The following is a 21,691-nucleotide window of genomic DNA, read 5'->3' as shown; positions in this document are numbered from 1 at the left end:
TCGAGTCGTCCGAACGGCCGCGTCTTAAAGTCCATCCATGCTGAGTCGCCGACGCGCCGTAGCGACCAGCTTGTCGAACGAGAAGGCACTTGCGGCAAGCGCAGTGGTCTCCGGAAAGTTCTCGCGCGCAATGTCCGTCAACACCTGATCCGGCGGCGCTTCGATCAGCACGCGGGCGCCCATTTCCTGCATAACGGTGAGCGCGTCGAACCAGCGTACGGTGTGACGCATATTGGTCGCGAGATCGTCGCGAATGGCGTCTGCTGTGTACAAGGGGCGGCCGCCGCGATTGCCGATATAGGTAGTCTGTGGCGTGTGGAAAGGGACGTCTTTTGCGTACGCAACGAGTTCGTCCGTGGCATGCACGAGCAGTTCGCAATGTGACGGCACACTTACCGCAAGACGCATGGCTTTGCGAGCACCTGCCGCCAGAGCGCGTTCGATGAACGTGTCCAGCGTGCCATTCGCCCCGGCCATGACGATCTGACGCGGCGCATTTACGTTGCCAATATAGACGCGTTGATTGCCCGCTTCAGCGTGCTGCGCGGCGAGTGTCTCCAGTTGGTGTTCGGTCAAACCCGACACGGCCGCGAGGCCGTAGCCGGATGGGTACGCCGTCTCCATCAACTCGGCGCGTTTGCGGACCATCTTTAACGCGTCGCCAAAGTGAATCGCGCCGCAACTGACCGCCGCCGCGTACGCGCCCACCGACAAACCCGCGCTGATCTCCGGCAAGAGTTGTTCCTCTGCCAGTGCGCGTGTGATCGCCACGCCCGCGGCGGTCAAACCGATCTGAACAGCTACGGTTGAGCGCAGGGCATCTGGCGTGTCAAGGGTGAGTACGTCGATGTCGAGCACCTGAGACGCTTCTTCGAGTGTGCCGGTCACGGCGTGATGCTGCGGCAGACGGTGCAGAAATCCTTCCGACTGCGCGCCCTGGCCGGGAAACAGAAGAGCAAGCATCAGGCATTGCCGTGAGCGGGCGCCCACGGATCGGTAACCAATTGCGGCCCGCGAGCATGGCGCGCCATCACGCGTGCTTTGTCCGCTGCCCACTCGGCCAGCGCAACGCCGCCTGCGGGCGTTTCCAGTTGCGCATCCACACGAATGCCGGCGCGTTGCGCGGTCGCTTGAAGATAGTCCAGCAACTGAATGGCGGCGTGGTGCGAGAGTTTTTCCGGTGCGCGAATCAGCAGATCGAGATCGCTCGAGAACGTGACCGTGAGAGTCTGCGTTGCCAGTTCGAAGCCTGCGCTGCCGGTCGGTCCCCAAACGAATCCAGCCAATGCGCTGGCCGTGTCGCGTCGTAGTGCAGCAAGGGCCGCGAAAGTCGGCAACGCATTGCGCGACGCAAGCGGGCTGCGTCGCGCCAACGCTTCCGGCGCCACGGCGATTTCAATATCGTCCCGATGCGCCCACGTGCCGTAACGCTGCGACCGCTCCGTACCGCGCAAGCCGATCGCCACGAAGCCGTCAGCGGCCAGTGCGCGTCGCACAACCGCATACGGCGCGCGCTCGAAAGACCCGCGAACCCACGCTGGCTCGCCGTCAAACTGTGGCAAGCGGTACAAGCGCAGCAGATCATGCGGCTGCCAGCGCGCGTCGCACGACAACGCGTGATCGGCGGCAAACGGCGGCGCGGCGCAGACCTGCATTACACGGCATCCCATTGTTCGGCGAGACGCCGCCGCACTTCGATCGACGCCGCGCGATTCTTTTGAGCCGCAGCCGATTCCAGACGATGCGACAGATCGCGACTGCCGGCGCGCGCGCTGCGAATCTGTTCGGTCAATACCTGACGCACGCGCTCGATTTGCGCGGCATCGGGTGCGTCGGCGTCGACGCCTTCGATCAACTGATCGAGCAGGCCAAGCTTGGCGAACGACGTCATCGAGTACGACATCGGCACAATGGTTTCACCGAGCGCGTCGAGTGCTTCGACGGTGCGCCGCGTAACGCGCGCGGCCGCTTCCTTGCCCATTGCGTGAACCATCGTGCCCGGCGCTTCGAGTGCAACGATCCGGTTGGCCTGATAGCCGTGCGCGAGGAATGCGCCCGACATGGCGGGCCCGACGATCAGCGCGATCACCGGATGCCCGGCGTCGCGCGCCGATGCATAGGCATCGACCGCGGCGGCGCAGGCGAGGTGAATGCCGAGCATCTCTTCGCGGTAACCGTACGCCTGACTTTTCACATCGACGATCGCGACGATTGGGCGGCGCGTACCGCTCGCTTCGTCCTGCGCAATGACCTCGCGTACAGCGCGTGCGAGCAGCCAGCCTTGTTCGAGACCGACGACGTTATCGGTCGCGCGCGGAAAGCGGTTGTCGGGATCGGGGACGACCGCAATGAAGTGCGCGGTCTCGCCGCCGAGCGACGCGTTGCCGCTCCATACGGGCGCGTTGCCGGACGATTCGCCGGCAAGTGCATGGAACCAGCGTGCGCCGCGGCTGAGGGTGGCATCGCTCATGCCTGCTCCTTGCGCGCGTTGTTCTGCGCATGTGGGTTGTACACGTCACGCATCGTTTCCGGCGTCACGCTGGCCGGGTCGATTCGCGCGAGGCGGTTGAGAAAAACGTCAACCTGTTCGCTGCGATGCGCAGCCGGCAGCCCTTGGGTGAATGCGGACCGCACGGCGGCGCGTACCGCGTCCGCATCGTCGTCGACCAGTTGATCGGCGAGCGCGGTCGCGGCCCGTTGTTCGCCGCCGATCAATTGCCAAACGCGGCGCCGATCGCTCGCATCGAGTTCTTCAATACCGGCTTCCTGTTCGATCACTTCGGGACCGTTCATGCCGAGCCGTCCCTGCTTCGTTACGACCAGATACGAGCACAAGGCAGCTGCCAGCGACATGCCACCGAAGCAACCGACCATCCCCGCGATCACGCCGACCACGGGCACATGCCGGCGCAACGCGACAATCGAGGCCTGAATCTCGGCGATTACCGCGAGACCGAGGTTAGCTTCCTGCAACCGCACGCCGCCGGTTTCGAACAGCACGACTGGGCGGACGATCTTGCCGCGTTCGCAGTCGCGCAAGGCCATCTCGAGCGCGGCGGCGATCTTGCTGCCCGACACTTCGCCGATACTGCCGCCCTGGAACGCGGACTCGATGGCAGCGACCACAGCCGGCTCGCCGTCTATAGTGCCGCGTGCGATCACGCAGCCGTCATCCGCCTGGCAGACGACACCTTGCAACGGCAGCCACGGCGATTCGATCTTGTCGAACGGTCCGAGCAGTTCGCGGAACGAGCCGGCGTCGAGCAGCGAGCGGGCGCGTTCGCGGGCGGGCAGTTCGATAAAGCTTTCGCGCAGCATCGCCGCGGGGTGTGCGGTGGCGACAGTAGTCATGCGGCGTCTCCCTGTTCCGCCGCTTCAATGGCCTCCGCGAGCCGCAGCGCGACGACGCCCGGTGTCGCACCGAAGTCGTTGATTTCGATTTGCGCTGCGCCGTCGTAGCGCGTGAAGAAGCGGTCGAGCACGCTCTTCCAGATGTGGCTGTAGCCGTCGACGCTGGTCCGCACCACCACATGCGCGCTCAGGGCCGCGCTGTTTTCGGCTGGCGACAGCAGGACTTCCAGATCGCCCGAGCCGACCACACCGACATGCGCGCGAGTCGTGACGGCGCGTTGCGCCGGATAGTCGAAGGGCAGATGTTCCATGACGCTGAGCTCCCGCCGGCGTCGTGATGCGCCAGCATGTCGAGAAAGAGGGCGGCGGCGAGCAGATCGGCTGCGCCGCCAGGGGATGCGTTGAGCGACAGCAATGCGTGTTCGAGTGCGACGAGGGCGGTGTGCCCATCCGGCGTCGAGCTTCCGCCGGCTTGCAGCACGCGGCGCGCGCCGTGTTGCGCGGCGTGCAAACCGGGCAAACCCGCGCGATGCAGCAGACAGGTGTCGTCGAGCGACACCATGATCGAGAGCAGGGCGTCGACGCGCGCGGCGGTTTCGTCGATTCCTCGGGCCCGCGCTGCGAGTAAAGCGGGCAAGCCGATATTGACGACATGCGGGAAACCGTCTTGCGCTTCGCGGCGTGCTCCACCGACCTGATAGCGCTGCCGCGCGCGTTCACCGTGACTATCGGAGGGGGCGGCGAAGCGATCCGGGAAGCAGGCAGTTTGTGCCGCGAGCGTGCAGACGCGCGAAGCGCTCAGGTGCGCAGTGTCGCCCGTCATCGAAGCCCCCGCCACCAGCAAGCCGACGATCCAGATCGCGCCGCGATGCGCGTTGCTGCCGCCGGTGGCATGCAGCATGTCCTGTTCGCCGGCGCGGCCGATCTGCGCGAGTTCAGCACGCAAAAGCGCGGATGGTTCGCCGTGGCGGCGAGCCGCGCGGGCGAGCGCCGCGAAGGTTGGTTCCAACGCATGTGCCGAGCGCAGCATGGTGGCGAGATCGAGGTCGCGATGCGCACCGCTGCCGCGCCGGTCGACCAGTGCGGGTTTCGGCGTGAGCTGAGCCTCTTCGATTAGCGCGGACACCGCGAAGCGCGCGAGCTGCGCATCGGACGGTGCTGCCCGTACCCTAACCGCCTGCCTTTCTACCGTGTCTGCCGCGTGCAAAACCGTGGCGCGCTGGCGTGCCGGCGCGATGCGCCAGAGCACGTCGACGTCAGCCACTGGTTCGGCATACGCCGTGAACCTGGCCGTGCCCGTCTCTCTCCCAGTCAGCGCGGCCGCACGGGACGCGAGTTCCGCCTTCGCGTCCGGCATGGCGTCGGCCTCGCACTCGAGCAAAACAGCGGGCGCCATCGTTACCAGCTCCTGAAGCGGGCCGGCGGTTCGTAAAGGCCACCCGACCACGTCACCAGATCGTCGATGCTGCGTGCGGCCAGCAACGAGCGCTTCGCTTCACCGCGTCGAATGCCGAGATCTTCCGGATACGCGACGATGCCACGCCGGCGCAATTCCGCGGTTTTTTCCGGCTTCGCGCGCAGCCCGATCGGCGTGACACCGGCTACTGCAGCCAACGCCGCACGCCGCTCGTCGATCCCTTCGGCCTTGTGCAAATACGCGATGCCTTCCTCGGTGACGACGTGGCTCACGTCGTCGCCGTAGATCATCACCGGCGCGATCGGCATGCCGCTCTTCGCGCCGACGGCCACCGCATCGAGTTCATCGACGAAGGTCGGCTCGCCGCCTTTCTTGTACGTTTCAGCCATTTGCACGACCAGCTTCTGTCCGCGCGACACCGGACCCTGATCCTTCAGCAGCTTGAGCCATGCCTCGCTCGAATGACGCCGGCCGCGTGGATCGTGGCCCATATTCGGCGCACCGCCGAAACCGGCGAGGCGGCCGCGCGTGACCGTCGACGAATTGGCGTCCGCGTCGATCTGCAAGGTCGAGCCGATGAATAGATCGACGCCGTATTGACCGGCCAGTTGGCACAGCACACGGTTCGAGCGCAGGCTGCCGTCGTTGCCGGTGAAAAAGACGTCGGGGCGCGCTTCGATGTACGCCTCCATGCCGACCTCACTACCGAAACAATGGATGCTGTCGACCCAGCCCGATTCGATCGCTGGGATCATGGTGGGGTGCGGATTGAGCGTCCAGTTGCGGCAGATCTTGCCTTTCAGGCCGAGCGATTCGCCGTAGGTGGGCAGCAACAATTCGATCGCCGCCGTATCGAAGCCGATGCCGTGATTCAGCGATGTCACGCCGTACGGTTCGTAGATGCCGCGAATCACCATCATCGCGGTGAGTACCTGCAGGTCGCCGATATGCCGAGGGTCGCGCGTGAAGAGCGGCTCGACGGCGAAGGGCCTATCCGCCTCTACGACTACGTCGACCCACGAACCCGGAATGTCGACGCGCGGCAGTTCATCGACGATTTCGTTGACCTGCACGATCACGATGCCGTGCCGGAACGCGGCGGCTTCGGCGATGGTCGGCGTGTCCTCGGTGTTCGGACCGGTGTACAGATTGCCGTGACGGTCGGCCTTTTCCGCGCACAGCAGCGCGACGTGCGGCGTGAGATCGACGAACATCCGCGCGTACAACTCGACGTACGTGTAGATCGAACCGATTTCGAGTTGCCCGTCTTCGAGCAGTTGCGCGACGCGCAAACTCTGCGGCCCCGCAAACGAGAAGTCGACCTTGTGCGCGATGCCGCGCTCGAACAGCGTCAGATGTTCAGGACGGCCGATGCTCGATATCAGCAGATGCACGTCGTGGATCTTTTGCGGGTCCACCTTGGCAAGCGCGCGCGACAGGAAGTCGGCCTGTTTCTGGTTGTCGCCTTCGAGTGCGACGCGGTCGCCCGGCTGAATCAGTGTTTCAAGCGCATCGACGATGCGGTTGGTCGGCAGGACGCCGTCTTCCAGCCATGGTGCGATGGCCGCGAGTCGACGGTTCTTTTCGTCGCGGCGCGTGGTCCAGGAACGTGCGGTGGTGGACGCTTCGGTGGCTTCGGCGGATCGATTCATCGGCGGATTCAGCTCCCGGTGGTGGTGCGCGTGCGTCTGGCGCGCGGCTTGGGTTGATTCGCAAGCGCGGCTTCCGCCTGCGCGCGTTCGGTCAGGAAACGATGGAGCAGGTCGCCGGTGCCGAGCAGATGTGCGACAACCAGGGACTGTGCAGCGGGAATATCACGACGTTGTACGGCGTCGAGCAAGGCGGTGTGTTCGTTGTCCGACTCGCCTTTGTACGACGGCAGACCGAACTTCAGGCGCAGATACCGTTCGCCGCGCCGATGCAGCGTGCCGATCATGTCCTCGAGTTGCGGACGGGCGGCGGGCGCATACAGGCTCATATGAAACGCGACATTGCGTGCGACGTACAACGACGGGTCCGGCTCGCGTTCGGCGGCAAGGCAAAGGGTGGCGGATTCGCGCAGCGTGGCGGCGGTGTGATTCGGAATGGCGAGTCCGATGGCGAGGCTCTCCAGCGCGGAGCGAATCTCATAGATTTCGCGCGCTTCATCCGCCGACAACGGCGCGACGGTCGCGCCTTTATGCACGGCGGCTCTCGCCCAGCCTTCGCTTTCGAGCTGGCGCAAGGCCTCGCGCACAGGAATGGCGCTGACCGAAAAATGCCGCGCGATCGCGTCCTGCCGCAGCGGCGCACCAGGCGCCAGGGTGCCGTCGACAATCGCCGCGCGCAACGCCTCCGCGATGATGTGGGACGTGCTCTCACGCGGCGCCGCCGGGGGTAAAAGCGGGCTGCGCGCCGGGGCATCCAGGGGAAAACCATCTATTGCGTCGCTCATGATATTGAATATTATATATGAAATTGCGCACTTAACAGGCGGGCAAACCCGGAAAGTTTTCTACCACCCGGTGGCCTGCGATGTCCTCTCGTCGTTATACGAGGCACAGCGATCCACTGGCAAGCGCGCCATCTCGTCGTTCCCTTTATGTAAGTCACGTAAGCCAACCGCAGGGCCGGAGGAGCATGATGAATTCACTAACCGACCGCACGCCGGTCGTTCGGCGCCGCACGCCGCTCAATCGTTCGCAGATCGCAGGATTTTGGGGAGCGTGGGCCGGCTGGACGCTCGACGGGATGGACTCGTTCATCTACGCGCTCGTGCTGACGCCGGCGTTGACCGAGTTGCTGCCGCGCTCGGGGTATGCCGCGACGCCCGCGAATGTCGGCCTCGCCGGTTCGATTCTGTTCGCGCTGTTTCTGGTGGGCTGGGGGCTGTCGTTCATCTGGGGACCGCTGGCGGACCGCTTCGGCCGTACCAAGGTGCTGGCGGGCACCATTTTCACGTTCGCTATTTTCACGGGACTTGCGGCGACCTCGCACAACGTGTGGGAGCTCGCCATCTATCGCTTCATTGCCGGGGTCGGCATTGGCGGCGAGTGGGCGTTGGCGGGAACTTATGTGGCCGAGTCATGGCCGGAAGATCGCCGCAAGATGGGCGCCGGGTATCTGCAAACGGGCTATTACGCCGGGTTCTTTCTGGCGGCCGCGCTCAACTACACGATCGGCGTGCACTACGGCTGGCGCGCGATGTTCCTGACCGGCGCGGTGCCGGTCGTGGTCGCGATTCTGGTGCTGCTGCGCGTGAAGGAAACGGAGAAGTGGGAAAAGGCGGACGCGAGCACCGTGCGCGCCAAACCGCTGCGCGAAATTTTCGGGCCGACGTATCGGCGCCGCACGTGGGTTGCGTGCATTCTACTGACGATCGCGATTATCGGTTTGTGGGCAGGCGCGGTATACGAGCCATCGGCTGTTATCCAACTGGCGACGAAGGCCGGCATGGCGAAGAACGATGCGATCCGGACCGCGTCGCTGGCAACCGGCTTGCTGTCGATTTCGACGATTCTCGGCTGTCTCGCGTTGCCGCCGCTGGCCGAGCGGATCGGCCGCAAGAAGACACTGGCGGTTTACTTCCTCGGCATGGCGGTGGCGATTGTCGGCAGTTTTGGCTGGGCGTTCTATCTGCCGAATGGGCTCGCGCCATTTATTGCGTGGCTCTGCGTGCTGGGTTTCTTCGGCGGCAATTTCGCGCTGTTCAGTTTGTGGCTGCCAGAGCAGTTCGAGACCCGGGTGCGAGCCACGGCGTTTGCGTTCTGCACGTCGTTCGGGCGGTTTGTCGGAGCCGGTGTGAATTTTCTGCTCGGCGCGGCGGTGTTGCATATGCATACGCTGGGCGTGCCGGTGGCGCTCACGGCGCTGGCGTTTATCGTCGGCCTGTTTGTGATTCCGTTTGCACCGGAGACGAAGGGGGAAGTGTTGCCGCAGTGAGCCGTTTTCACTACGACGACTGAAACGAACAACCGGGCGCAGTGCCCGGTTGTTCGTTTAACGCATCAACGCGTGCAGCGCATGTCACGCGTTACACCCCTCACATATGCCACCTTGCCGACACCGTCAGCGTGCGTGGCGCGCCCGGCATGTTGTACATATCCGCGTTGCCGTGTGCCGCGATGAAGTACTTGCGGTCGAACAGATTATCCAGCGTCAATGCCACGTCCACGTTCTTGCCGTGATACCCCGCGCCGAGATCGAACGTCACGAAAGAAGGCAAGGTGACCGCATCGCTCGCCGAGGTATAGCGCGCCGACTGGAACTGCGCACCGCCAGCCGCGTAGAACCCGTACTTCAGATCGCGCTTGATCCACACGCTCGCGCTATGACGCGGCATCAGTCCCGGCGTGTTGTTGTGCAGCACCAGCCCGGCTGAACTCGCTTGCGGCGAGCCGTCGACGTTTCCGTTCAGGTACGCATACCCCGCATACACGGACCACTTCGGCGCGATTTCTCCCGTGGTGGATAGTTCCAGCCCGCGCACGTGCTGCGTACCGATCGGCAGCGCGTAAGTCGGGTTGGACGGATCGGCGATCTGCTGATTGGTCTGCTTCATGTCGAACAGCGCGACGCTCGCGCTCGCGCGGCCCAGGTCGAACTTCGAGCCGATTTCGAAGCTGGTGGTCTTTTGCGGCGCCAGCGCCGAACCGTTGGCGAATGCGCCGCTGCTGATCAGCGTATCGGCGAGCGGCGAGAACGACTGGCTATACGACGCGTACAGCGACACCCAGTCGAGCGGTTCGTAAATCAGACCGACACGCGGACTCCACGCGCGATCCGTGCGGTCCAGATTCACTTGCGCCGAGGTGTAGTCGTTGCGGGTCTGCGTCAGATAGTCGAAGCGCAGGCCGGCAAGAATCTTCCAGTGTTCGGTCAGCGAGATCAGGTCCTGCGTGTAGACGCCGGCGAGTCCCAGCACGGTCGATGCATTCGTCTTCGCCGCCGTGCCCGGCTTCACACCCGGCAAATCGATGAGTTGCGGATCGTACAGGTTGTACGTTGCGACCTTGGTGGTCGAGTAGAGGGTGTCGAATTTCTGCTGTTGCGACAGCTCGACGCCGTACAGCAGCTCGTGCTTCATGCCGAACAGCGTCGTTTTCTGCGTCAATTCGAAGAGGCCGTCCACGCCGTGATCCTGGCGAAAGCGGGTGCTTTGATCGAGCGTGACGACCGGATTCGGCGCCGTCTTGATCGGCTCATACGTGACGTAGTTTTTGCGTTCGAGCGAGAAGTCGTACGCGCGCACGGCAGTGTGCAACGACAGCGAATCGTTGAAGCGGTGATCGAGCGATACAGTCGCGCTCTTCGCATCGACATCGTTATAGGACGTGTTCGCGGCGTCGGCCGAACCGTAGTACGTGTTGATCGGCACGTTGACCGGGCGGCCGAGATAGGCGGGCAGACCCTGATCCGAGGTGCGGCGGTCGTGCAGATAATCGGCTTCGAGATTGAGGATGGTGTCCTTGTCGATGCGGAATTGCGCGGACGGCGCCACGGCCTGGCGATTCAACTGGAACTGGTCGCGAAAGCTGTTCGAGTTTTCGGCGACGCCGGTGATGCGAAAACGCGCGGCGTCGTTCGCATTCCAGCCGAGATCGAATTCGCCGCGCCGTTCGCCTTCGGTGCCGAGCGTCACGCCCACGGCCTGCTGTGGATTGGCCGTCGGCTTCTTCAGTACGCGGTTGATCAGGCCGCCGGCCGAGCCGCGTCCATAGAGCACGGCCGCCGGCCCCTTCAGCACGTCGACACGTTCGACGTTCGACAGATCGCGATAGTAGAGCGCATCGTCGCGAATGCCGTCGACGTATTGATCGGTGATGCTGTTGAAGCCGCGCAGGGTGATCTGGTCGCGCTGACCATCGCCGACCGAGAAACCGATGCCCGGCACGTTGCGCAACGCGTCCTGCAGCGAGGTCGCGTTCTGTTCGTCGAGCAGCGCGCGCGGCACGACGTTGACCGTCTGCGGCACGTCCATCAGCGACATGTTCATCTTGGTCGCGGTGTTCGAAGTGTTCGAGTCGTACGAGCGGTCGGCCGCGGCCTTGACGGCGATGGCGGGCAGCGTGCTGTCGGCCGCGCCGGCAGCGGGCGTAGCTTCCTGCGCCAGCAAAGGTTTGGCGCTGGCAAGAGAAGTGGCGAGCAGTAGCGCGCGGTAAGTATTCTTTTTGACGTTCATGGCGACGTTCTTCGAGTATGGATGGGTAGTGTTTTTGGTTTTGACGTGCAGCGTTCAGCGGAAGCGCCAATACAAAAGCGCCAGACGTGCGCAAAGAAGGCGCAAGCAGGCGCGCACGGCCAGGCAAAGGGCGTGTGGTCAGTCAGGCGAGACGAAGTGGTGATTTCCCCTGTTGCTGTTGAATGAATTCGAAAGTCGAAACGGCCGGGGCGCCGTGCGTCAACGCAAGATGCGCTGGCGTGACATCGGCTGCCTCGGAATGGCATGTCGATGTGGGGATGGGAAGTGCAGCAGAAGCCGGATCAGTGCCCGGCTTGTAATATCTGGAAAGTATAAACGAGAACGATTCTCGATTGTGCGAAATGAATGGAAAATGCGGGTTTTTTGCAGGGATTTTTTTCGGCGAAATGAAAGCCGATGCCCCGAACGCGAACTGTCACCCGGTGACGGTAAGCGGCGCGCGACCGGCGTGCAACCCGTCCGGCGCCGCCGGCCCTACTGCTCAAAGCTCAATCGGCGTGACGCCGTGCGCGGGCGCCGGGGCGCAACATCGAAAGTAGCGGCCAGCCGAGATTCACGCCCAGACTTGCGATGACGATCAATGCCATACCCGCGAGTTGCGGCAGCGACAGCGCTCGCCCGTACACAACCGCATCGACCACGATCGCCGTCAGCGGATAGACGAATAGCAGCACGGCGATGATCGGCGTGGTCAGTTTCGGTAGCGCGCCGTAGATCAGCACGTATGACAACCCCGTATGCAGCACGCCCATGCCGACCAGCCAGAACCACTGCATCGGCCCGATATGCACGGCGGTAAGCGGCGCAATGAAGGGCAGGCACACCACGCCGACCGCGCATTGCGCGAGCGTCAGCAGATGCGGTCGCAGATTGCCGAGTCCCTTGGCGATCAGCGTGACGCTCGCATACAGCACCGAACCTGCCAATGCTTCTCCGATACCGATCAGATAGCTTGTATGTCCCTGCAGATTCACGGTGGCCGCGACGCCCGAAGCCAAAACTAGCCCGACGAACGCGGTTGCGATCCAGCCGAGCCGGTCGGCGCCGAGGCGCTCGTTGAACAGCGCCGCGCCCATCAGCACGACCCAGAACGGCTGCACATGAAACACCACGGTCGCCACCGCAATGCTGGTGCGATGGATTGCGTCGAAGAAACCGACCCACTGCGTGACCATCAACACGCCGGAGATCAGCGCGAGCGCGACGGTGCGCCGCGTGAAATGCGCGCGTGTGAAGAAACCTTTCCACGCGCAATACGCCGCGAGCGAGAGGAAGCCGAACAGGCAGCGAAAGAACACCAGCGTCAGCGCGCCGAGCCGCGCTTCCTCGACGAAGATGCCGAGCGTGCCCATCAGAAGCCCGCCGCTGGCCAGCGTAATGGCGCCTTGTTGACGTTGGGTGAGGGACATGCGAAGCGGCTCCGGAAGTGAGTCACATAAGGTGGAGTCACGAGTATCGCGCGGCTTGCGCGGCATGGACAAACGAATTAAATTGAGTAATTCCATAAGCTGGATTGATAAATCATGCACCCCGAATTCGACGTCGATTTGCTGCGCACCTTCGTCGCGGTGGTGGAAACGGGCAGCTTCACGAAGGCTTCGACGACCGTGCATCGCTCGCAGGCGGCAGTCAGCATGCAGATCAAGCGGCTCGAAACCATGCTCGGCACCACGCTGTTCGCCCGCAATACGCGCAATCTCTCGCTCACGCGGCCCGGCAATACGCTGCTCGAATACGCGCGGCGCGTGCTGGCGTTGCATGAGGAGGCGTGGTCGGCGATCGTGCGGCCCGAGGTGACCGGGCGCGTGGTGCTGGGCGCACCGGACGACTACGTGTCGTCGCTGCTGTCGCCGGTATTGCGGCGTTTTTCGAATCTGTATCCGCACGTGGAGATCGAGATCGTCTGCGCGCAGAGCACGTCGCTCGCGCCGATGCTGGCGGACAACAAGATCGATCTCGCCTTCGTTACGCGTGACCGAAAATTGCGCGGCGAGTTCGTGCGCAGCGAGCCGATGGTGTGGGTAGGGGCGTCGGTGGATACGCCGGTGCTGGCGGCGTCGCCTTTGCCAGTTGGGCTTTACGAGCCGGGTTGTGTCGCGCGCCAGCACACGCTGGCTGCGCTGGACGGCGCGCATATCCGCTATCGGGCGGCGTTTAGCAGCGCCAGTCTGATGGGTTTAGTGGCGACGGTGGACGCGGGGCTGTCGGTGATCGCACTCACGCGATGCAGCGTGCCGCCGCGGCTGGCGATTCTCGGCGAAGCGCAAGGCTTGCCGAAGATCGCGCCGCTGGAAATCGTGGTGGCGCGCAGCGCCAAATCGGACCGGCCCACGTGCGATTATCTGGCCGCGCAGATGGTGCAGGATTTGTCGCTGCGCCCGCAAACGCGCGGGGCTTAACCGCGCCGCTCAACTACGCGGATAAGCCGTCACTTCACCATCCACCGCAAGCCGCACGTGTTCGCCCGGCCGCGGCGACAGATAACCCGGCACGCGAGCGCGCACCACGGTCCGCGCGCCGGACTGCAATTGCAGCGCGACGCCCGCGTCCTGCCCCTGAAAGATCACCTCCTGCACGACGGCGTCATAGGACGCCACGCCATTCGGCATCGTTTCTTCAGCACGCAGCAGACGGATCTGTTCAGGCCGCACCATCACATCGACTGCGCCATTGCCCATCGGCTCGCACAGCGCCAAGTCGCCGAGCTCGCAGTCGACGCGATCGTGCTTGACGACGCCCGGCAACAACACCGCTTCACCGACGAACGACGCGAGTTCACGCGTCACCGGCCGGCGGTACAGCGTCTCCGGCGTGGCGGTCTGGATCAGCCGGCCGTTCCACAGCACCGCAACCTCGTGACCGAGCGACAGCGCTTCCGATTGATCGTGCGTGACAAGGACCGCCGTTGCGCCCGTCGCGGCCAGGGCGCTTGCCACCGCTTGCCGCGTTTCGAGCCGCAAGGCGGCGTCGAGCGAGGAGAAAGGTTCGTCGAGCATCACCAGCGTCGGCGACGGCGCGAGCGCGCGAGCCAACGCCACACGCTGCTGCTGACCGCCCGATAACTGCTGCGGCGCGCGAGCGCCGAAGTTCGCGGGCAAGCCGACCAGCTCCAGCAATTCAGCCACCCGATGACGTGCGCGCCGCTGCGTCCGCGGCAAGCCGAACACGATGTTGTCCGCCACGGACAGATGCGGAAACAGCGCACCTTCCTGCGGCACATAGCCGATGTGGCGCTGCTCGGAAGGCACATGCAGGTTGTCGCCAGCAACGAGGCGGCCGTCGATTTCGACGCTGCCACGATCCGCGCGTTCGAAGCCGCACAACAGCCGCAGCAAGGTGGTCTTGCCGCTGCCGGACGGTCCGAGCAGCGCGAGCAGCGTGCCGCGTTCGACGGAGAGATCGATGCCGTGCAGCACCGGATGGCCGTCGAACGATTTTTGCAGGCCGCGGATACGAAGTTCGCTCATGAAAATCCGATGGAAAAAGCGGGCGAGGGCGCGCGACGTTCAGCTGCGCTCGCCGAGTAATGCCGATTTGCCGAGCAATGCGAACAGGAGGCCGGAGGCGAACAGCGAAATGCCGGTGAGCAACGCCGCATAGGGCGCGGCGGCGGCGAACGCCATTGTCGACGTGTCGGCCCAGACCTGGGTCGCGAGTGTTTGCGTGTCGATGGGAGAGAGCAGCAGCGTCGCATTCAGCTCGGTGACGACCGAAATGAACACCATCGCCGCGGCCGCGCCGAGTCCAGGGCCCGCGAGCGGCAACACCACGCGGAACAGGGTCTGCGACCAGGTCAGGCCGAGTGCGCGCGCAGTCTCTTCAAGACGTGGCTGCGCCTGCATGAAGGCGGCGCGCACGCTCACCAGTGCCACCGGCATGAACAGCATCGCGTAAGCGATCACCAGCAGCGTCGCGCTTTGATAAAGCGGTTGCAGTGCATGCACCGCGAGCGACACGATGGCCAGCGCGATCACCAGCCCGGGTATGCCTTGTGCCAGAAACACGGTGCGTTCGAACAGCGTCGCGAAACGCGTCGGATAGCGCACCAGCAGGAACGCGAGCGGCACCACCAGTAGCGTGGTCAGCAATGCGGCGGCGAGCCCGAAACCGAGCGACGAGATCGTCGCGTTGAACAGCAGTTCGGGCGACACGTCAGCCGGGGTGACGGCGGCCGCGCCCGGTTGCGTAAGCCAGAAGCCGATCATGCCGAGCGGCACACCGAGCGTTGCGATCGCAAGCGCGGCAAAACCGGCGACGACGACCCAACGCCACGCGCCGAGGTCGTAGCGCAACACCGCGCGACGTGTGCCGCGATCGACGCGTTCATAACGCGCCGCGCCGCGTACCCGAAACTCGAAGGCCAGCACGACGAGGCAGATCACGATCAGCAGGCACGCGAGCAGCGAAGCACCACCGCCGTCGAAACTGGTGCGGTATTCCGCGTAGATTTGCGTGGTGAAGGTGCGAAAGCGCAGCAGCGTAAACGCGCCGAATTCAGACAGCACGCCGAGTGCCACCAGCAGCATGCCGCCGAGCAGCGCAGGGCGCAGTTGTGGCAGCACGACGCGAATGAACGTGGTCCAGCGGTTGCAGCCGAGCGCGCGCGCGCTTTCTTCGAGCGCCGGGTCCATGCTGCGCAACGCCGCGGCCACCGGAAGATAAACGAGCGGGAAATACGCGGAGCTCAGCACCAGCAACGCGCCGTTGAAGTCTTGCAAATCCAGGCTCAGCGACACCCAGGCATAGCTCGAGATGAAGGCCGGCATCGCGAGCGGTGCGGCGGCGAGTACGGCCCAGATGCGACGTCCCGGCAAATGCGTGCGTTCGACAAACCATGCGGCCGCCGTGCCGATGGCAGCGCAGACGAGCGTGGTCGATACGGTGATCAGCAGCGTGTTGACCAGCAGTTCGCCGACGAGTGGCCGGAAGATCAGATCGACCGCCTCGCCGATGCCGAAGCTCGCCGCGCGCCAGAAGGTAAACGCAATCGGCAGCAACACCAGCAAAGCGCTGAGTGCTGCTGCCGCGAACAAACCGCGCGGCGCGCGCGAATGGGCGCGCGCCGGGGCGGGGGTTACAACCGGAGGCCCGGCTGACACGGCATCGCTCATTTACAGTAAGCCTGCCTGGCGCAGCAACTTGCCTGCCTGGCTGTCGTCGCCGAGTTGCTGGATCGTCAGCGCCGGTGGATTCAGTTCAGCGAAGGGCTTGAGGATCGGGTCCGGCGCGACACCTGCGTGCAGCGGATATTCGAACATGACGTGGCTGTTCGCCATCAACTTTTGCGCGCGTTCGCCGACCAGATAGGCGAGAAACTTCTGCGCGCCGTCCGTGTTGTGCGCGGACTTCAGCACTGCCGCGCCCGACACGTTCACCAGCGCGCCGACGTCGCCGTTGCCGAAGTGATGAACCGCGCTGCGGGTTTTCGCGTCGCCGAGTTCGGCGTGCAGACGGTCCCAGTAGTAGTTGTTGATCACACCGGTAGCCACGCCGCCACGATTGACCGCGGCGACCACGCCTTCTTCGTCGTCGAAAATCTGCGCGTTGGCTTTCAGGCCCTTCAGCCATTGCACGGTTTGCGCTTCGCCCTTCAGCGCGAGTACGGCGCTCACGAGCGGCAGGAAGTCGGCGTCGCTCGGTGCAATGCCGACCTTACCTTTCCATTCTGGCTTGGCCAGGTCGATCAGCGATTGCGGCAGTTGCGATGCTTGCAGCTTGGTCGTGTTGTAGGCCAGCACGCTTTCACGCGCGGTCACGCCGACCCATGCGCCGGTCGGCGAGTTGAAACGCGCCGGCACGGTAGCGAGGGTCGAACCGTCGACCTTGTTCAAGAGGCCTTTCTCTTCGAGCAGCGTCAGCTCGGGCGAATTTTCCGTGAAATACACGTCGGCGGGCGTCGCTGCACCTTCCGCGACGATTTGCGCGGCCATCGCCGGGCCTTCGCCGTTGCGGATCTTCACCGAAATGCCCGACTGCTTTTCGAAGTCCTTGGCGAGCAGATTGACGACCTGCTCGTGCTGCGCGTTGTAGAGCGTGATCGACGCAGCGTGGGCCGTCGACGGTACGGTCGCGAAGGCGGCCAGCGTGAGGGCGGCAGCGCTGCTGACGAGGCGCAGGCGAGTGCCAAACCAGGAATGAGCCATGATCCTAAAATCCGTTAGTGATGTTGTTGGTCTTTGATGCGCCGCCTGCCTCGCGGCCGGCGGCTTGCTTTGCGACTTACTTCGTGGCTTGCATTACGTCTCGAACAACCCCGCGCCGATGTACGAACCCGGCTTCGCGCCCGGCGGCACCGCGAACACCGCGCTGCCTACGTGCGTCGTGAACTGGTTCATCATGTCGAACTTCGCGAGCTTGTCGTTGATCGGAATGAAGCCGGTACGCGGGTCGCTCTGATGAGCCACGAAAATCAGCCCCGCGTCGTATTCGGTTTCCTGACGCCATGGCGGCCAGCGCTCGATGTAGAAGTTCGTGCCGTCGTTGTACGAATAGGAGCGGCGCAGAATCTGCGCACCGTTGTTGCTCGCCTGATTCGACAGACGCACATGCGAGTTCTCCGGAATCACCGGATTGCCGTCCTTGTCCTCTTCCTTCAGGTCCACGGCGTCGAACTCGTTTTTCTTGCCGATCGGCGCGCCGCTATATTTGTGACGGCCGAACACCTGCTCCTGGAAGTCGACTTCAGTGTTGTCCCAGTGTTCGAGCGTGATGCGGATGCGCCGTACCACGGTGTAGGTGCCGCCTTCCATCCAGGGCGCGTCGGCGGTGGCGCCGGCCCAGACTAATTCGTTCATCAACTGCGGTTTCGCGGTCGACGGATTGTTGGTGCCGTCCTTGAAGCCCATCAGATTGCGCGGCGTCTGGCCGCGCGGACCCGACAGGAAACCGGATTGGCCCCAACGCATCGCTGCGGCGCCGTACGCGAGACGCGCCAATTGCCGGACCGCGTGAAACGCGACCTGCTGATCGTTCGCGCAGGCCTGGATGTACAGGTCGCCGCCGGTTTTTTCGGCGATGAGCTGGTCGCCGTTGAAGCGCGGCAGATCGACGAGCGCGGCGGGGCGGCGCGAGGCGAGGCCGTAGCGGTCCTTGCCGTCCTTCGTGAACAGACCCGGGCCGAAACCGAACGTGATCGTCAGGCCGCATGGGCCGAGGCCGAGCACGTCGCCGGAATCGGGCGCGGCTTTGGTGTTGGTCGGGCTGTAGGCTGTGTCGTTGGCCTTGGCATCGGACTTCGTGCCGACCTGCGTATCAATCTTTGTGTCTGCCAGTGCTGTTTTGGCCGCGGCGCCGGTCGGCAGCGGTGCGGCTGTGGCGCCTTGCGTCAGGCGCGCGGCAGCGTCGGTCCAGGCACGCAGCAGCGCGATCACGTCTTCGCGTTTCTCGGTCGTCAGATCGAGCGCGGCAACGTACGTGTGACTCTGCTGGGGCGTGACGATGCCGCCTTGATGCAAGCCGTAGAACGGCTCGACCGCCGTCTGCGGATCGGCACCGTGCGCCGGCGTCTTGCCGAGCGCGGCCTGGGCGACGCCGGTCGCACCGAGGCTCGCGCCCGCTGCGACCACCGCACTGCCGGCCCTCAGAAAACCGCGCCGAGAGGGCCGCGGGGGTTGATCGTTTGCCATGGTTCCTTCACCTTCATTTGGCCGTGGGGAATGCCTGGGTTGCGTTCCGGCTCGTTGGCCGGATCTGCGTCCTTCTTTGCTGCGTCTACTTCGCGATCACCAGGGTGTTCACGTCGTCCTGCACGTAGTAGAAACCGTCGCCTTCAGGCGTCATCGCGAGACCGAACAGGTCGCCGTTGCCCGGGGGCGATTGCGCCTTGTCGGTGTCGATCCAGCGTGCGTAGATCTGCTTGCCGCTGGCCGGATCGATTTCGACGATCTGGCCGTTCAGCGCGTTCGTGACGAGCAGGTGGCCGTTCGGCGCGGTGACCATTGCAAGCGGGCGATGCAGCAGACCGTCGGCGGTCAGTTGGCGGCCCACGCCTGCGCTGGTGTCGCGCGTCATCGGTTCGTCGATTTCGGTGATGCGGTTGCCGATTGCATCGGACACGTACAGCAGTTTCTGATCGTTCGAGAGCGCGAGTCCGGTCGGGCCGACGAGGAACACGCCCTTATCGGCCTGTGCGCCGAAGCCGCTGCCCACCACGGTTTCCTTCTTGACGACGGGAGCCTTGCCGGCCGGCACGTCGAGGTCCAGACGCAGCACGGTGGCCTGCTTGAACACCGGCGGATTGCCGTTCGCACCGCCCACGCCGAAGCCGGCGTTGCTGACGAACAGCGTCGCGCTGGTGCCGTTATCGACGACCGCCATGTTGCCCCACGGATCGTTGATATTCGGGCTGCTGATGGCCGATGCAACCTTGCCGTTCGGATCGATCACGATCAGGCAGCCGGCGCCCTTGGTGCCGGTGGTGCCGTCATTGCTCGGCGTGCTGCCGACGATCACGTAGCCCGACTTGAGCATCGTCATCGCGGTCGACAGGCCGATGCCGCCCGGGCATTCCTTCAGATCGCGCGGCACCGTGGCGAACACCGTCATCTCCTTGGTGTCCGGGTGATAGTTGATGATCGTGCTGCCGGTACCCTGCAGATTGGTCGAGTTATTGAAGTTGCCGACCAGGACGTCACCTTGCTTGACGGTGCCTGCCGTCACCGGAGCGACCACCACCGCGTACGGATTCTGGTCGCCGTTCCCCGGCACGGTGTTGATCAGCGTGGTGTGATGCTTGACGGTTTCGAGGAAACCTTGCGGTTCGGCGTGCGCGAGGCCGGCCGTCGCGAATGCGGCCGTGCTGACTGCGGCGGCGATCAGGGCGCGCGCGGCGCGCGGCGAAAACTTGCGCGTGGGATTGTTCATGAGTGAGCCTCGGTGCCTGCGCACAAAGCGGTAGTTGCGGTCATGATCGAAAGCATGGGATTCGATGGGTCTTGAGCGTGTGTGGTGATGGCGAACGGCATCAGAACGTAATGTTGGTCCGCACGCCGATGACGAACGTATTGCGCAGCGGCTGCGTCGGATCGCTCGGGTTCTGGCCGGCGCCGGCATTGAACGTATATTGAGCGTCGGCCTGCAGTTGCCACCACGGGTTGACCTGATACTGGTAGGTCGCTTCGAGCGTGGTTTCGCTGGTGCGCACGCCGTAGGGGCCGCCGCTGAATGCCAGGTTATCCTGATCAAGACCATTCGCGTGGTTGCCGATCTTGATGTAGGTGAGCGCGATGCCGGCGCTGTCGTTGTCGCGACCGACGAACGGCGCCTTCAGCACGATGCCGAGGTTGGCCGCGACGCTCACCAGATTGCGGTCGCCCGGCGCCCCCATCACGCGCGCGAAGACGTTGAGGCTGCGCGGTTCGTCCGGATCCTGGCGCCAGATCATCTGGTCGGCAACCGCGTAGAAGCTATAGTCGCCATGATGATTCTGCGCGACGCCGGTCGTCGCCGGGTTCGCGAGCGAGAGGCCGGTGTTGTCGAAGCGCTGATCGGCGAAGCTGCCGTTGTTGTACCAGACGCCGAGCTTGTAGGTGCCGGGCAAACCGCCGCCGCCCGCACTGACCATTTCGCCGTCGGCCGGCTGGTTGATCGCGTACTGCAACTCGCCGATGAACAGCGTGCCGTTGTGCAGATTGAAGTTGGTGCCGCTCTTGTTGTTCGGGTTGTTGCCGAGCGGATCACCGTCGAATACGCCGGCGAGCGCCGTCAACGAAGGCGTGATCTGTCCGCGCACGCGCACGCCGAGGTCGGCCAGCGGATAAGCGGGACCGCCGGACGGCATATCGTAGGACGGCAGGGCAGGCCAGCCGAACATCGTGTTCACGAACAGCGCCGAATTCGTACTGGTGATGAATTCCTGGTCGATACTTTGCTGACCGACCTTCACGTCGATGCGCTTGTTCAGGAACGACTGCTGGTACCACAGTTCCCACAGGCGGGTCGTGTCCTGGGCTTCAATGCCGCTCGCCGTATTCAGCGTGCCGAGCTTGTTGGCGCTGAGGTTGGCCCCGTGGATCTGCAAGGCGCTGACGTTGAACAGGCCGCCCGGCAAACCGAACGCCTTTTGCGTGTCCATCTGCACGGTCGCCGTGGTCAGGCCATCGTAGTCCGCGCCGCGCGCGAGACCGCCGCGGACATTGGCGAGCACTTCGCTGGTTTCCGTGAGCGTGAACGTCACGCCGTATTTGCCCAGCCAGGGGCGCAGACCGCCGATGTCGCCGAGCATCGTCGGGCGATTCCAGAACCCGGTCCACTGATTCGTCTGCGTCGCCTTGATGTTCAGGTCGGCTTCGGGCGCTTCCGGCGCGGCATCGGGATTGGCTTCCGCCATGACCGCGCCGGCGGTCAACGAGGCCCACGCGAAAGCCGTGCAAAGCGCGGCGCGGCGCAAGGAAGGCAAACGCGAACGGCGCGCGGCGCCGCCGCGCATGGCGGAGTCGTGAAGCGAGCGCGCCTGAACGGCGGGCTCGACGGACTGAGCGAACTTCATCGAAATCCTTATTTGTGTTGTATCGACTGATCTGACTATCGCGGCGCTACGTCACCAGGTGCCTGCGATGTGCCGCATCGGTTCGCGACGCCTGATGCGGCAGATGGCGAGATCGTACGCATGCGGAATAGGTGCGTCAACACAAATGCTGTCTCTTATACACATCTAAAAAAAAAACTTGAAAAAACAAAGCATATCAATCTCATATTCAGTCTCACACTGTATGTACATGGTAATGCCACTCTTGTATGAAGAC

The 21,691-nt window shown here is 64.1% G+C and carries 18 protein-coding genes; 2 read left to right on the top strand and 16 right to left on the bottom strand.

Annotation, left to right across the window (positions count from 1 at the left end):
- Positions 1-24 precede the first annotated feature (24 nt).
- Genes mdcH through FSO04_RS33020 form a run of 8 tightly spaced genes read right to left on the bottom strand, consistent with a single transcriptional unit; the run spans position 25 to position 7,202 of the window.
- A complete protein-coding gene (gene mdcH / locus FSO04_RS33055; protein WP_154565785.1) occupies positions 25-963 on the bottom strand; it encodes a malonate decarboxylase subunit epsilon in 939 nt (312 codons plus the stop codon).
- A complete protein-coding gene (locus FSO04_RS33050) occupies positions 963-1,655 on the bottom strand; it encodes a malonate decarboxylase holo-ACP synthase (protein WP_154565784.1) in 693 nt (230 codons plus the stop codon). Before FSO04_RS33050 ends, mdcH begins: the two co-directional genes overlap by 1 nt.
- Entirely contained in the window at positions 1,655-2,470 is an 816-nt protein-coding gene (mdcE, locus tag FSO04_RS33045) for a biotin-independent malonate decarboxylase subunit gamma (protein ID WP_154565783.1), read from the bottom strand. Before mdcE ends, FSO04_RS33050 begins: the two co-directional genes overlap by 1 nt.
- Positions 2,467-3,351: a biotin-independent malonate decarboxylase subunit beta gene (locus tag FSO04_RS33040; RefSeq protein ID WP_154565782.1), complete on the bottom strand. Its 885-nt coding sequence runs from the start codon at positions 3,349-3,351 to the stop codon at positions 2,467-2,469. Before FSO04_RS33040 ends, mdcE begins: the two co-directional genes overlap by 4 nt.
- A complete protein-coding gene (locus FSO04_RS33035) occupies positions 3,348-3,653 on the bottom strand; it encodes a malonate decarboxylase subunit delta (protein ID WP_233465058.1) in 306 nt (101 codons plus the stop codon). The genes FSO04_RS33040 and FSO04_RS33035 overlap by 4 nt, the downstream gene beginning before the upstream one ends.
- Positions 3,539-4,747, bottom strand: coding sequence for a triphosphoribosyl-dephospho-CoA synthase (locus FSO04_RS33030; RefSeq protein WP_233465057.1), 1,209 nt, complete (start codon positions 4,745-4,747; stop codon positions 3,539-3,541). The genes FSO04_RS33035 and FSO04_RS33030 overlap by 115 nt, the downstream gene beginning before the upstream one ends.
- A gap of 2 nt (positions 4,748-4,749) precedes the next feature.
- Positions 4,750-6,420: a malonate decarboxylase subunit alpha gene (mdcA, locus tag FSO04_RS33025; protein ID WP_154565780.1), complete on the bottom strand. Its 1,671-nt coding sequence runs from the start codon at positions 6,418-6,420 to the stop codon at positions 4,750-4,752.
- Between the two features lie 8 nt (positions 6,421-6,428).
- On the bottom strand, positions 6,429-7,202 hold the full coding sequence (locus FSO04_RS33020) for a GntR family transcriptional regulator (protein ID WP_154565779.1): 774 nt from the start codon (positions 7,200-7,202) through the stop codon (positions 6,429-6,431).
- 188 nt (positions 7,203-7,390) lie between these two features.
- Here FSO04_RS33020 and FSO04_RS33015 point away from each other — a divergent pair, with 188 nt between their 5' ends.
- Positions 7,391-8,689, top strand: a complete 1,299-nt coding sequence (locus FSO04_RS33015) for an MFS transporter (RefSeq protein ID WP_171927927.1) — start codon at positions 7,391-7,393, stop codon at positions 8,687-8,689.
- 100 nt (positions 8,690-8,789) lie between these two features.
- Here FSO04_RS33015 and FSO04_RS33010 read toward each other — a convergent pair whose 3' ends face one another.
- Together FSO04_RS33010 and FSO04_RS33005 are read right to left on the bottom strand one after the other, a co-directional pair.
- Positions 8,790-10,928, bottom strand: coding sequence for a TonB-dependent receptor (locus tag FSO04_RS33010; protein WP_154565777.1), 2,139 nt, complete (start codon positions 10,926-10,928; stop codon positions 8,790-8,792).
- A gap of 509 nt (positions 10,929-11,437) precedes the next feature.
- Positions 11,438-12,358, bottom strand: a complete 921-nt coding sequence (locus tag FSO04_RS33005) for a DMT family transporter (protein ID WP_154565776.1) — start codon at positions 12,356-12,358, stop codon at positions 11,438-11,440.
- A gap of 114 nt (positions 12,359-12,472) precedes the next feature.
- Between FSO04_RS33005 and FSO04_RS33000 the strand changes: the two genes are divergently transcribed.
- Entirely contained in the window at positions 12,473-13,348 is an 876-nt protein-coding gene (locus FSO04_RS33000; protein WP_154565775.1) for a LysR substrate-binding domain-containing protein, read from the top strand.
- Between the two features lie 9 nt (positions 13,349-13,357).
- Here the strand turns inward: FSO04_RS33000 and FSO04_RS32995 are convergent, their stop codons facing one another.
- From FSO04_RS32995 to FSO04_RS32970, 6 genes are all read right to left on the bottom strand, one after another.
- Complete coding sequence (locus FSO04_RS32995; protein WP_154565774.1) at positions 13,358-14,416, bottom strand: ABC transporter ATP-binding protein; 1,059 nt, start codon at positions 14,414-14,416, stop codon at positions 13,358-13,360.
- 39 nt (positions 14,417-14,455) lie between these two features.
- Positions 14,456-16,060, bottom strand: a complete 1,605-nt coding sequence (locus tag FSO04_RS32990) for an ABC transporter permease (protein WP_154565773.1) — start codon at positions 16,058-16,060, stop codon at positions 14,456-14,458.
- Positions 16,061-17,092: an iron ABC transporter substrate-binding protein gene (locus tag FSO04_RS32985; RefSeq protein ID WP_154565772.1), complete on the bottom strand. Its 1,032-nt coding sequence runs from the start codon at positions 17,090-17,092 to the stop codon at positions 16,061-16,063.
- Positions 17,093-17,185: 93 nt separating this feature from the next.
- Entirely contained in the window at positions 17,186-18,574 is a 1,389-nt protein-coding gene (locus FSO04_RS32980) for a Dyp-type peroxidase (RefSeq protein WP_154565771.1), read from the bottom strand.
- Positions 18,575-18,659: 85 nt separating this feature from the next.
- Positions 18,660-19,811, bottom strand: coding sequence for an NHL repeat-containing protein (locus FSO04_RS32975; protein ID WP_154565770.1), 1,152 nt, complete (start codon positions 19,809-19,811; stop codon positions 18,660-18,662).
- 100 nt (positions 19,812-19,911) lie between these two features.
- Positions 19,912-21,435 carry a carbohydrate porin gene (locus FSO04_RS32970; RefSeq protein ID WP_154565769.1) on the bottom strand — a complete coding sequence of 508 codons (1,524 nt, stop codon included), beginning with the start codon at positions 21,433-21,435 and terminating at the stop codon, positions 19,912-19,914.
- Positions 21,436-21,691 lie beyond the last annotated feature (256 nt).

It is taken from the genome of Paraburkholderia madseniana (assembly GCF_009690905.1).
In the GTDB taxonomy this organism is placed as follows: Bacteria; Pseudomonadota; Gammaproteobacteria; order Burkholderiales; family Burkholderiaceae; genus Paraburkholderia; species Paraburkholderia madseniana.
This window is presented reverse-complemented; position numbering and strand designations above follow the sequence as displayed.